The sequence below is a fragment of the Parafrigoribacterium soli genome (assembly GCF_040227235.1).
Taxonomy (GTDB): domain Bacteria; phylum Actinomycetota; class Actinomycetes; order Actinomycetales; family Microbacteriaceae; genus Parafrigoribacterium_A; species Parafrigoribacterium_A soli.
The window spans coordinates 607,355-620,551 of record NZ_JBELNZ010000003.1; the positions used below are offsets into that span (position 1 = coordinate 607,355).

At 67.7% G+C, this 13,197-nt stretch carries 6 protein-coding genes; all 6 read left to right on the forward strand.

The window, feature by feature from the left end; translation table 11 throughout:
- The first annotated feature begins 30 nt into the window (after positions 1-30).
- The 6 genes from ABUA37_RS11215 to ABUA37_RS11240 all read left to right on the forward strand — a co-directional run bounded on the left by ABUA37_RS11215 (position 31) and on the right by ABUA37_RS11240 (position 13,193).
- Positions 31-7,197, forward strand: a complete 7,167-nt coding sequence (locus ABUA37_RS11215; RefSeq protein ID WP_349899277.1) for a DUF5979 domain-containing protein — start codon at positions 31-33, stop codon at positions 7,195-7,197.
- A 70-nt stretch (positions 7,198-7,267) separates the two neighbouring features.
- Positions 7,268-8,554 carry an adenylosuccinate synthase gene (locus ABUA37_RS11220; protein ID WP_349899278.1) on the forward strand — a complete coding sequence of 429 codons (1,287 nt, stop codon included), beginning with the start codon at positions 7,268-7,270 and terminating at the stop codon, positions 8,552-8,554.
- Between the two features lie 117 nt (positions 8,555-8,671).
- Entirely contained in the window at positions 8,672-9,361 is a 690-nt protein-coding gene (locus ABUA37_RS11225) for an ABC transporter ATP-binding protein (protein ID WP_349899279.1), read from the forward strand.
- On the forward strand, positions 9,358-10,680 hold the full coding sequence (locus tag ABUA37_RS11230) for an FtsX-like permease family protein (protein WP_349899280.1): 1,323 nt from the start codon (positions 9,358-9,360) through the stop codon (positions 10,678-10,680). Before ABUA37_RS11225 ends, ABUA37_RS11230 begins: the two co-directional genes overlap by 4 nt.
- A 251-nt stretch (positions 10,681-10,931) precedes the next feature.
- Positions 10,932-12,158 (forward strand): ROK family transcriptional regulator, encoded by a 1,227-nt coding sequence (locus ABUA37_RS11235; RefSeq protein ID WP_349899281.1) that lies wholly within the window; start codon positions 10,932-10,934, stop codon positions 12,156-12,158.
- A gap of 135 nt (positions 12,159-12,293) precedes the next feature.
- A complete protein-coding gene (locus ABUA37_RS11240; protein ID WP_349899282.1) occupies positions 12,294-13,193 on the forward strand; it encodes a BadF/BadG/BcrA/BcrD ATPase family protein in 900 nt (299 codons plus the stop codon).
- The last annotated feature ends 4 nt before the right edge of the window (positions 13,194-13,197 follow it).

Consider the following 13,197-nt stretch of genomic DNA (forward strand, 5'->3'; position numbering starts at 1 on the left):
GCGACACTCATCGGACGCTCCTGGTTGCGCGTGCCGCTCGCCATCGCCGTCGTCGGCGCGCTGCTCGCGGGCGGAGTAGCCATCGCGGCACCCGCCAGCGCTGCTCCCAGTGCGCTCCTCAGCGTCGACAAGCGTGTCAACGGGGTGGATGCTGTCACGGTCGCCCCCGATGAAGAATTCACCTACACCGTCGGTGTGGGGTGCAGCGACTCCGGCTGCGTCGACGCGACATTGGTCGATCAGCTGCCCGCCGAATTCGCAGGATTCGCCATCCTCGCGTCGAGCGTCGGGCCCGCGAGCCTGCCGAGTTCCTCTTCCTTCGCGGGCTGCACCACGGTCGTCACCTCGAGTTGTGTGTTCACGGCCGTGTTCGAGCAGTCACTCACAGGCGGCGAGGTCGGAATACAGGCCGGCGCGACCTACACGGCCAGCATCACGCTCAAGGCGCCCGCGAATCTCACACCCTCCTGGGCGTCGAACGGTGTGGCCGTTGCCAACACGGCCACTGCGACCGCAACGACCGCTGACACCCAGAGCGACGCCGCGAACGTGACCGTCGCCATCCCCACGACGGTCAACACCGCGGTCACCAAGAGCTGGACCCCGGCGACCCAGCAGTATGCCCCGGGCGTCGAATCCACGGTCGCCCTCACCACGCGGAACACCTCGAACATGCCGGCGAGTTCGCTTGTGTTGCAGGATCCGAACGACGCGGCGGACGGCGCGACCCAGCTGGCGGCATCCAATCCCTTTGCCCTCACCGACTTCACCGGGTTCGGGACGGTGACGCTGCCGGATGGCGCGAATCGCGTGCGGGTGGACGCCTATGTGTTCAGCGGCGGAGTGTGGACCTGGCAGACCGGGACGCCCTCGCTGGTCGCCGACATCGCGCTTCCGGGCGTTGCCGACTCGGCCGTCGGCGGGCTGCGATTCACGTTCAGCGACGCGGCGAGCGGGGCGACGATCGACGCGGGAGGCACGGCGGGAGCAGTCGCTTTCACGGTCGCCCAGCGGTCGACGAACCGTAACACCGGTGACTCGCTCGTGCTGGGCGCGTCAGTCACCAACCAGGTGGCCGGCACCGTCACCGTTCCCGGTAACCCGCCGGTCTCGAAGACCGCGACGGCCCCGTATGCCATCGGTGGGCTCACGGTCGCCGTGCAGGCAGGCAAGACCATTACGCCCGCGAGGATCCCCGCGGGAACTTCCGCGTCCGCGTCCATCACCGGCAAGAACAATTCCAACGGGCCGCTGAGCAGCCTGACCCTCGGCGACACCGACTACTTCACCCAGGACCTGCAGTTCGGAGGCTTCCTCTCCCCGGTCGCCTATCCGGCCGGGGCGACCGCCGCATCCGTCACCTGGCACTTCAGCGGTCCCTCGACCAGTTCGGCGCCGGTCACGAACGGCAGCACTCCGGTCGCGCCGAGCGCCCCGCCGGGCGAGCACCTGACCGGGTTCGAGGTGACGTACACGGGCGCGGTCGCCGCGGGCGTCACCGCCACCCTGAACTTCTCGATCAGCCCCACGGCAGACATCGCGGATGCCGCGACCCAGTCTGTGCCGAACACGGTGAACGTGACCGGTGTGAACCCCGCGGGAACGGCCACGGCCTCGAAGGGCGCGCCACTCAGCATCTTCAAGCCGGAGATCAGACTGCACCTGACCAAGTCGATCTCCCCCGTCGGGGCAGTGACGCCCGGAGGAACCGTGCTCGCGAAGCTCGCGACGACGACCGATACCGACTCTGCCTACGTCAACCCGACAACGATCGTCGTGCAGGACGACTACCGGAACGGCACGGCCGGGGACTTCTGGGACGGTTTCAACCCGCTCTCGATCGCGCCGACTCAGGTGCCGACGGGTGCGAGCCTGCTGGTGGAGTACAACGTGGGTGGCGTCTGGACGGCTCTACCGAACGACTCCGGCTCGGCACAGCTGTATCAAGCCAACCTTCCCGGAGACGTCTCGACGATCATCGGCGTTCGCTTCACGTTCACGAATGCTGCGGGCTTCGCGCAGGGCGTCGCCGTGCAGCCGAATGTCGTGTTCCAGGCGCGAGCGAAGTTGCGCAGCGACTCGGCGACGAGCACCTCCGTGGCCAATGGTCCGGCATCCGACTACGAGAACGAGGGCGTGGCGAGTGGCTCCGGCGAGGTAGCGGGCGGCGTGTCCGTCACCAGTCCCGACGTGGTTGCTACGGCGGACGCCTCGATCATCTCCTTCTCGGGCGGTGACGGTGGCATCGTCGCCGGCAAGCGCTGGCAGCAGCCGGGCTTCACCGGCGACCTCACGACGGTGAATTCGCAGTCGGGTGAGCAGGCCGCGAGTCGCCTGACCTGGGGCGTGCTCTCCACGGGATACGACTCGGTGACCGTGGCGGATCCCGCCACGAACGAGGCGAACCCCGTCGACACGAGCTTCCAGGCTTTCGACCTCAAGTCCGTCGCGCCGATCAGCTTCGGTCAGGACCCGCAGCTGCGGTACGACACGGTCGACTCCGTCGAGCTCTATTACGCGGGCGCCTGGCACCCCGTCGCCAAGCCGGCGGGCAGCTGGATGAACGGAACCGGCTTCAAGGGTTACGTCCTGACCGCACCAGAGTCGGCGGCCACCACCGGGGTGCGTCTGGTCATCAAGCCAAACGACACCGCCCGCACGGGCAGCACGGATCCGCTCACTCCGCCCGTCGGTTCGGGCGTCGGGAGCAGTAGCAGCGCCGCGTCGCGACCGCTCGGACTCACCTGGCAGCTTCGCAACACGGTGCGCAGCGTCGTGGCTCCCGCAAACAAGTGGGCAACGGCGGTGCACGGCTACAACGACGCCGACCCGGCCACAGTGGCGAACACCGTCGGCGTCAGCGGAGTGTTGGGCGGCACCCCCGTCACCGCCGTGACCGCGACGGACAAGCTCACCCTGCTTGATCAGCCGCCGGGAGTCGACGTCTCGAAGACCCGCAGCGTCAGCACCGTCGTGATCCCCAACAGCGGAGATGTGGCGGCCGGTATCTACCCCGCCATCACCTACACGATCACGGCCAAGAACACCTCTTCAGCGCGCGCCTCCTACCTTCGGGTCACCGATCCGATGCCGTGTTCATCCAGCGCGCTCACCGACTGCCGGACCCTGCCCACGGACTGGGCAAGCGCGCCCTTCACTGCCCCGTACTCGACGTCGAATCCGTTCGAGCGTGAGAATCTCACCAAGATCGCATTCGCGGTCAACGCGCAGCAGATCGACGCAGCGGCCTCGACTGTCACCCTCTGGAAGCGCGATGCCGCGGGCGTGATGACGACCCAGGACCTCTCGATGACCGCGGCGACCGCGTTGACTGCCGCGCAGCTCGAAGATGTGGTCGGCGTCAGTGTGCTGTACCAGGGCACCGATCCACTGTCCGACGGCGGAATGATCACGACGGGCAGCAACCCCGTCATGACCCTGTCGACCCAGTTGCGGGTGCACGAACGCAGCGCCCCGACCGTGCTCGTCGCCCCCGTCACGATCTCGAACGACGTCTTCGCGCAGAGCTACGACCCCGTGGTGACGCCGTCGGGTGCCAGCAGCACTCCCGTCGACAGCGCCAACGCGGATGTCGCACTCGTCGACGGCGTTCTCGACGTGACGGCGACCAAGACTCTGGCGCCCGGCACCATGCTCGAGAAGAACCGCACCGACCCCGTGACCGTCACCCTGAAGGCGAACCAGGGCAACTCGACGGTGGCCACGAACGAGGTGGTCATGGAGGACAGCGACCAGGCGTTCTGGAGCAGGTTCCGGCTCACCGCTCTCGGCACCGTCACTGCGCCTGCCGGCTCGAACCAGGTGCGTGTCGACGTGCAGACCAATGGCACTGCGACGTGGATTCAGGGCGTGGCGGGGCCGACCGCGGTCTTGCCTGCCGTCGATCTCGCCGACGTTTCGGGCATCCGGTTCACCTTCAACAACGATGATGCCGACGTCTTCTCGCACTCATCACCACCGGCGAACTGGGCTGCGCAGGCCCTCCTCACCGTGCAACTCCTCGACACCAAGCGCGGTACGAGCACGGCGATACCGTTCCCGAGCACGGTGACGAACGTGCTCTCCACCTCGAGCGAGCGCTTCGAGGATCCGGCGATCTACGTGGGCGCGAGCGCCCAGAGCAGCGACTCCCTCGCTCTCGATCCCGGCACCTTCCAACTCGACGTGGCCAAGTCGCCGCTCGGCAACGTGCACACGGTATCGCCCGGAGCGAGCGTTCCCTGGACCCTGAAGTTTGCCAATACCGGCAGCGGATATCTCACCATCGCCGACCTCGTCGATCAGCTTCCCACCTACCTCAGCTTCGACGGCGAGGAGCCGAGCTACACGGGCAGCGCGGGCGGAACTCTCTCCACCGCTCCGACCTACAGCTACGACGGCGCGGCGAAGACGCTCACGTTCTCCTGGCCGACCGGCGGCAAGCGGATGTCTCCCGGCGAGACCTTCACCGTGACGCTCGGCCTCATTCTCGAGCCCGGCCTCACGAGCGGCGACCGCGCCACCAATGAGATGACCGTGACGACGGCCGAGACGCTCACCGCCTGCACGAACACCTCCGGCAACGTGCAGGGCGTGCTCACCGGGCTCGGTGCCACCGAGTGCGGCACGTCGAATTACGTGCAGCCGATCGCCGGCCCATCGATCGTGACCCGCAAGGGCGTCAAGGGTGACATCGCGGGCAGCCTCGTCTCCGGCGCGGTCAACGTGAACAACCCCGCCGTCGCCTGCATCCCGGATGACGAGGGCTACTTCCGCACGCCGTGCGCCGCGAACACGGTGATCGGCGGCACCGACGAGTGGAAGCTGCAGGCCGTCAACAGCGGCACCGTTGACTACACCGGCCTCACCTTCGTCGACCCCCTTCCGCTCGCAGGAGACCGGATGCTTGCAACCGGCAGCGCGCGTGGATCGACCTATCGTCCCGTCTTCGATGGCGCCAACGGACTGCAGGTCACGGGAGCGCCGGGTGACGCGACCATGGTCTGGGAGGTCACCACGACCGCCAACGCGTGCCTGAGCGCGGGGGCGACGAGCTGGCCGTCCGATCCCACCTGCTCCACGCATCCGTCTGCCGCGGGCTGGACGAGTGGCGCAAGCTTTGCGGGCGACTGGGCAGACGTGACCGCGTTGCGCGTCACGTTCGGCTTCCCCACCCCGCTGCCGGCCGGTGGCACCGTGACGGTGAAGTACCACACGGTCAACACGGTCGCGAGCGCTGCCCTGCCGCAGGGCGCGCCCACGACCGTGAGCGCGAGCCCCGCGTACGCCTGGAACCAGTTCGGTGCCAACGCGACTCTTGTCGCGGGGCAGCCGATCAAGGGTGCGCCGGTGAAGGCGGGTGTCACGATCGTGACCGGGCCGCTGCAGCTGAGCAAGGCGGTAGCGGGTGCGGGCAGCGCGTTCGCACCGGGCGATTTCGTGGTCGACATCGCCTGCTCCATCGATGGCGAGGCGCTCGACCTCGGAACGAGTTCGAGCCTGCACCTCACCACGGCCGGATCATTCACGGCGAGGGTCGATGGCATTCCGCTGGGATCGAGCTGTGTCGCCACGGAGCACGGCTCGCTGGGCACCTATGGCGAGAGCAGTCGCACCAACTCTCCGGTCACCCTGGCGATCGACGGTGCCGCCGCTTCGGCTGACCCTGTTCCTCTGTCGCAGCAGGCGACGATCACCAACACCTACACGTTCGGTGGGCTCAGCGTCACGAAGCATGTTGACACCGAGGCGACGGTCGGCACCTTCGGTCCCTTCGACTTCACGCTCTCCTGCGTGAGCGGCACCGGTGATCCGATCTCGCTGCCCGCGGCGGACCGGAGCTTCTCGCTCGCGGCCGAGGCGACGCACACCGTCGCCGCGAACACGCTGCCGGTCAACGCCGTCTGCACGCTCACCGAGACCGACGCGGCCGGAGCGAACGCGACGGCCCTCAGCGGCACGGGTGTCACCGATCTCGGCGGCGGCGTCGGCACCGTCGTCGTCGGCGCCGCGAGCAGCGTCACGGTGACCAACACCTTCCTCGCTGGAACTCTTTCGGTGCTGAAGACCGTGGATGGCGCGGGAGCCGCCGGCTACGGGACTGGACCGTTCACCGCCTCGGTGCGCTGTGTCTACGGCACCCCAGAGCAGGTGGTGTATTCGAATGCCGCCCTGGCCATCGTCCCCGCGGTCCCCTCTCTCGTGCCCGAGGTGTTCCCCGTTGGCACGACGTGCTCGGTCAACGAGGCGACGACCGGTGGAGCGAACAGTCATGACGATCCGGCATCGGTCACGATTCCGGCGCCCACGGGAGGTGCGGCCGTCGGTGCCATCACCGCGGACGTGACCAACCACTTCCTGGTCGGAGACCTGGTCATCGACAAGGTGCGCCTCGGTGCTGGAGTGGCGGCCTTCGGCGACGGGCCGTTCAAGGCTCAGGTCGAATGTACCTGGGTCAAAGACGGCGCGACCCTCGCGATCCCCCTGCCAGACAGCGGCGAAGTGACGCTCTCGAGTGGCAATGGCTACACGGCCACCCTCAGCGGCATCATCGTCGGGGCGAGCTGCGCGGTGACCGAGACGGATGCCGGCCTCGCGTCCGCGAGCTCGCTGAGTCCCGCGAGCGGAATTGTGACCATCCTCGACCCGGTCGTCCACCCGACGCCGGCCACCGTGACCATCACCAATCAGTTCGACGTAGGCCAACTCAAGCTCAGGAAGTCCGCGGGGCTCTTCGCGCTCAAGGACTCGGCGGTCCACTACACGATCACCGTGTCGAACATCGGCCACGTGGAGGCACAGAACGTCGTCGTCACCGACCTGATCCCGGCTGGCGCGCGTGTCGTCTCTGCGGACTCAGGTGGCGCCATCCAGCCAGGCAAGGTGGTCTGGACTGTCCCGTCGATCGCGGTGGGGGATACGACGGACCTCGGCGTCGTGCTGAAGTATGACGCGGCAGGCGAGTACATCAACCACGCCTCGGTGCAGTTGCCGACGGGGGCGTGGGACCCCACGGAGGTCGACGACGAGTGCGTCGACATGACCGGGGCGTCCTGTGCGACCGTCTTCATCGCGACCCTCGCCTTCACGGGGGCGTCGCCGATGTCGACCATCCTGACCGGCTTCCTGGCCTTGGCGCTCGGCGCAGCACTCTTGTTCTACGCTCGTATCCGCCGCAGGAGGGTTCGTCGTTCATAGCGAAGGGGTCGAAACGGCGATCGCCGGGTAGGCTGGGGTGTAATCCCCACCGATCTTGAAGGGATCAGTTATGCCTGCAATCGTTCTGATCGGCGCCCAGTGGGGCGACGAAGGCAAGGGCAAGGCCACCGACCTCCTCGGCAGCCGGGTCGACTACGTCGTCAAGTTCAACGGCGGCAACAACGCCGGCCACACCGTTGTCGTCGGCGACGAGAAGTACGCGCTGCACCTGCTGCCCTCCGGCATCCTCACCGAGGGTGTCACCCCGGTCATCGCGAACGGCGTCGTCATCGACATCGAGGTGCTCTTCGAGGAGCTCGATGCGCTGAGCGCTCGCGGCGTCGACGTCTCGAAGCTGCTGGTGAGCGCGAACGCCCACGTCATCACCCAGTACCACCGCACGCTCGACAAGGTGACCGAGCGCTTCCTCGGCAAGCGGCAGATCGGCACCACCGGCCGGGGGATCGGTCCGGCGTATGCCGACAAGATCAACCGGGTCGGCATCCGGATTCAGGACCTCTTTGACGAGCACATCCTGCGCCAGAAGATCGAGGGCGCGCTCGAGCAGAAGAACCACCTGCTGGTCAAGATCTACAACCGCCGCGCGATCACCGTCGACGAGATCGCGGATGAGCTGCTCAAGTACGCGGACCGCCTGCGCCCCATGGTCGCCGACACCGGCCTGCGCCTGAACGAGGCCCTCGACGCGGGCAAGACCCTGCTCTTCGAGGCAGGCCAGGCGACCATGCTGGATGTCGACCACGGCACCTACCCCTTCGTCACCTCGTCCTCGGCGACGTCCGGCGGCGCGGCCACCGGATCCGGCGTCGCGCCGAACCGCTTCGACCGCGTGATCGGCGTGGTCAAGGCGTACACGACGCGCGTGGGCGCTGGACCGTTCCCCACCGAACTGTTCGACGAGTCGGGCGAGTTCCTGCGGGAGAAGGGCTTCGAGTTCGGCACCACCACGGGGCGTCCGCGCCGCTGTGGCTGGTACGACGCCCCGATCGCCCGCTACGCCGCACGCGTCAATGGCATCACCGACTTCGTGCTGACCAAGCTCGACGTGCTCACCGGTCTGGAGCAGATTCCGGTCTGTGTCGCCTATGACGTCGACGGCGTTCGAGTGGATGAGGTGCCGGTCTCGCAGACGGACTTCCACCACGCGGTTCCCATCTACGAGAACTTCCCCGGCTGGAGCGAGGACATCACGGGTGCGCGCAGCTTCGAAGACCTGCCACAGGCCGCGCAGGACTACGTGCTCGCGCTCGAGAAGATCAGCGGATCGCGCATGTCGGCGATCGGCGTGGGCCCCGGCCGCGACGCGATCGTCGTGCGCCACGACCTGCTCGGCTAGCCACACCCCGAGTGCGGAGCGGGCCGGCGTGGGCGCGGGTCGAAGTCATTCCCAAGGATGACCCGCGCGCGACGCGCGGACGATGTGCGAGCGGGCGCATCCGCCGAGCATTGAAGCATGACAGTTCTCTCTGCACACAATCTGATCAAGCACTACGGAGACACGGTCGCGCTCGGCGGAGTCGACTTCGCGATCCACGCCGGCGAATCCGTGGCGATCATGGGCGCATCGGGCTCGGGTAAGACCACGCTGCTGCACAGCCTTGCCGGCATCCTCACGCCCGACAGCGGCGAGGTGATGTTCGATCGCGCCGATGGCCAGTCCGTCATCGTGAACCTGCTCGGCGAGGGCGCGCGCTCCCAGCTGCGCCGTGAGTCGTTCGGCTTCGTCTTTCAGCAGGGCCTTCTCGTGCCAGAACTCACCGTGGCAGAGAACGTGGCGCTGCCGCTCATGCTGCTCGGTCAGACCCGGCGCGAGGCCGTGGAGAACGCCGGCCCGTGGCTCTCGCGGCTGGGCCTGCGCGGCTTCGACGATCGGCGCCTGGGCCAGCTCTCGGGCGGCCAGGCGCAGCGCGTTGCGATCGCTCGTTCCCAGGTGACCGGCGCATCCGTCGTCTTCGCCGACGAGCCCACCGGTGCCCTCGATTCCGTGACCTCGGATGAGGTGATGAGCGCGCTCATCGACTCGACTACCGGCCGTGGCAAGTCGCTTGTCGTCGTCACGCACAACGAAGACGTCGCCGATCGCTGCTCTCGCGTCGTGCACCTGCGCGATGGCCTCGTGGTCTCGCAGGCGGTGCAGGCATGACGACACTGAGGCTGTTCCGGATGCTGTCGAGCTCGCGTTCGAGCGGCACCGCAACGTTCGTGCTCCCGATCGTCGCGTTCGCCGTGGTGACCGCACTGCTCCTCATCGTGCTCGGCGGAGCGTTCTCGTTCTTCGGCTGGAGCGGCAGCGGAACCGACGACTACAAGTACCTGGCGAGCATCGCGCTCGCGCTGCTCGTCGCCCCGCTGCTCACACTCGGCGGCTCGGCCGCGCGGCTCTCCGCTCGCAGGCGCGATGATCGGCTTTCCACTCTGCGGCTGCTCGGTGCCACCCCCGCGCTCGTCGCCCGTCTCACCATCCTCGAGTCCGCGGTGCTCGCCCTGATCGGCGCGGTCGTCGGCATCGTCGCATATGTCGCGCTCGTGCCCGCGGTCGGGCTCATCCCGTTTCGAGGCGAAGCGCTCGGCGCCTCCATCTGGCTCGCGCCGTGGGTGGTGGGCATCGTCGTTGTCGGTGTCGCCGCGCTCGCCGCACTGAGTGCAGCCATCGGGCTGCGTGGCGTGATCGTCTCGCCGCTCGGCGTGCGCACGAGGCAGACGGTGCCGCGCCCGCACTGGATCCGACTCGTGCTCGGCGTCGTGGCCGTGATCGTGGTCTACACCGCCATGAAGCTGCTGCGCGCCGACATGGGCTTCGTCACCGTGCTCCTCGTGTTCGGACTCGGCTTCGGGCTCACCATCTCGGTGCTGAATCTCGCCGGTCCGTTCGTGCTGCGCGTCGTCGCGACGTGGGGCGTGCGTCGCGCGAAGACGCCGCAGCGTCTGCTGGCCGCCCGCGGCATCCTCGAGTCGCCCAAGGCCGCCTGGCGCCAGGTCAGCGGCGTCGCGATGACGAGCTTTATCGCGGTGTTCGCGGGCGTGGGCATCGCGGTCTCGAACTCGATGGGCAGCGACAGTCTCGGCTTCGTCCTCGACATCCGCACGGGCGTCATCATCACCCTGGTCGCCTCGTTCCTCATGGTCGCCTGCTCCGTGGGCGTCAATCAGGCCTCGGCGATTCTCGACCGGCGAGACCTGTACTTGAGCCTTGACCGCCTTGGAATGCCCGCCAAGACCATGGATGTCGCCCGAACCCGGGCGGTCATGTCGCCCCTGCGACTGGTGAGCATCGGCTCCGCGCTCACCGCCGCGGTCGTGATGCTGCCGCTCACCGGTATGGCGCTGCTACAGGATCCGGCGTCGCTCCTGATCATCGCGGCCTGCCTCGTGGTCGGCATCGTCGTGGTCTGGCTGGGGCTGCGCGCGACCAGGCCGGTGCTTCGCCGGGTACTCGCGGAGCCCGAGCGCGCGGTCGGCTAGCTCGCCGCCGCTGCCGTTCGCCAGGCGCGTTCAACAGGAGAATGTGGCGACAGCCCCGCGTCGACAGGACGGGATGGCGGCGTGGCGCCCGCGTCTCCTGTTGAACGCACGTCGCGCTGGTGCGAACTCAGCCGAGCCGAAACGGCGAACGGGTGCAGTTCTGGACCAGCGTCCATGACGACGGATCGCACCCCGCGACACTAAGTTTGCATTATGACTATTAAGGCCCCGGCTTCGAGGGGTAGCCTGGCGTGACGAAGGTGGATGCGGATGCCCGGCGCGGGGGAGCGACGACTCGCGCGCTTGCGAAGGTCAACAGCACCTCGATCACAGAACTCCTGCGTCAGGTGGGGGCGCTGTCACGGCGCGAGATCGGTGCCCGTACGGGACTGAGCCCCGCCACGGTCAATCGGCTGACGGCCGAGCTCATCAGGTCCGGCATCCTTGTGGTGGCAGGACACGAGCCGTCGAATGGTGGTCGTCCCTCGATCCTGCTCCGCTATGCGGGTGACGCGCGGCTCGTCGCCGCCATCCAGCTTCATGCGGAACGAGTTGCCGGTGTGCTCGTCGACCTCGACGGCCAGATCGTGCTGCGACGCGAGGTCGCGCTGCCGGGGCCGCTCGCACCGGACGCGAGCGCTGAGGCGATCGCCGGCAAACAGTCGACGCAACTCGAGCTGATGATCGAACTGATCAACCTTCTCGTGGACGGCGCCCGCGGTCTCGGTGCTCCGTGTGTCTCGATCGGCGTGGCGGTGCCCGGCACCGTCGCTCCGCCCGACGACCTGGTGGCCAGGATGCCCGAGATCGGATGGAACGAGGTCCCCCTCGGCCGCATTCTGCGCGAGCGATTCGAGCTTCCCATCGTCGTAGAGAACGACGCGAACGCGCTTGCCTTCGGCGAACTCAATCGAGGAGCGGGCCGTGGCACGTCGAGCCTCGTGTCACTCCTCCTGGGCCGAGGCCTCGGCGCGGGCATCATCACGAACGGCGAGCTGCATCGCGGAGCGGGTGCCAAGGCCGGCGAGGTCGGCTACCTGCTGATGGACCGCTCGGCGTTTGCCCGTTCGTACGACGAACACGGCGACCTCGAAGACCGCATCGGATCCGTCGCGCTCACGAAGCAGGCGCGGGAGCGGGGAATTCCCTTGCCCGCCAACGGCAGGGTCACTGCCGAAGACATCTTCCAACTCGCCGCGGATGGCAACGACAACGCGCGGGAACTTGCCGAGGAGATCCTCGACCTGATCTCGCTGACCATCGCCGCGCTCGTGACGGTGCTCGATCCAGAGCTCGTCGTGGTCGCCAGCAGCTTCGGCAACGGCGAGCGCTTCTTGCCCGCGATCTACAAGCGGCTCAGCGGCAGGATCATCGAGGTTCCGCGCCTGGTGCCGGCCACCTTCCGCGAGGATGCCGTGATCATGGGCGTCGCGGAGTTGGCCGCCGCGGAAGTGAACGAGTTCACCTACCTGTCCTGAGGCACGACGCCGCCGCACGTGCTGCTCGACCGCGCTCCTTGACCGTTCCCCTTGACGACGTCGTGGCGCGGCCATAAACTGCTGATACTTTCGTATTAGAGTGATACAAAAGTTCAGCAGAGTGGCTAGGACGCAGTGATCGTTGGAATCGACCTCGGTGGCACGAAGACCCATGTGATGGCCGAGGACAACGGCGTCGTGGTTCTCGATCAGACGGTGCTCACGCGCAGCTGGCAGAAGCAGTCCCTGCTCGATGACGAGACGAATCCGAACCGGCTGTTCGCATCGATCGCCGAGTCGATCGACTTGCGTGACGCCGCCATCGTGATCGGCGCGCGCGACCTCGACAGCGTGCAGCAGATGCGCCTCTTCGGTGATCGAGTTCGGCGAGCACACGATGGTCCCACCCTCGTCGTCAACGACGTTGAACTGCTCGCGCCCGCGGCCGGCCTCAAGGATGCCATCGCCGTGATCGCTGGCACCGGATCCAAGGTCGTCGGCCACGGTCCCGACGGCGCGCTCATGTCGGCCGGCGGCCACGGCTTCCTCGTCGACGACGAGGGAAGCGCACCCTGGATCGCCCGAGAGGCCGTTCGCGCGGTGCTCGAAGCAGACGATGAGGGCTTGGAACCCGACGTTCTCGCGCACCTGCTCATGGAGCGATACGGCGTCACCGGCGTCGCGGAGGTCGCGCATGCCTTTGCGGCCGAGGTCGGCCTCACCACCTGGGCGAGGCTGTGCCCGCTCGTGTTCGACGCGGCCGAGCGCGGAAGTGCGCTTGCCGCATCCGTCATCACCGCTGCCGCCGCCGCGCTCGCCCACGACGTCGAACTGGTGCATCGTCGCGGCGCTGTCGGCAGCAGCGTGCTCTGCGCCGGCGGAGTCATCAGCAATCAGCGCCCGCTCTATGACGCGCTCGTGAGAGAGATCGACGCACTCGGCGCCGGCCTCTCGGTAAGTCTCCTCACCGTTCCACCGGTGATGGGCGCCCTCGCTCTGGCGAGGGAGTTGTGCAACACAACCACGGCAAGGTGACCAA

What these genes read in the sequence shown, in the direction of transcription:
- ABUA37_RS11230 (WP_349899280.1), top strand. Translation starts at nt 9,358, where the DNA reads ATGACGACACTGAGGCTGTTCCGGATGCTGTCGAGCTCGCGTTCGAGC.
- ABUA37_RS11220 (WP_349899278.1), top strand. Translation starts at nt 7,268, where the DNA reads ATGCCTGCAATCGTTCTGATCGGCGCCCAGTGGGGCGACGAAGGCAAG.
- ABUA37_RS11225 (WP_349899279.1), top strand. Translation starts at nt 8,672, where the DNA reads ATGACAGTTCTCTCTGCACACAATCTGATCAAGCACTACGGAGACACG.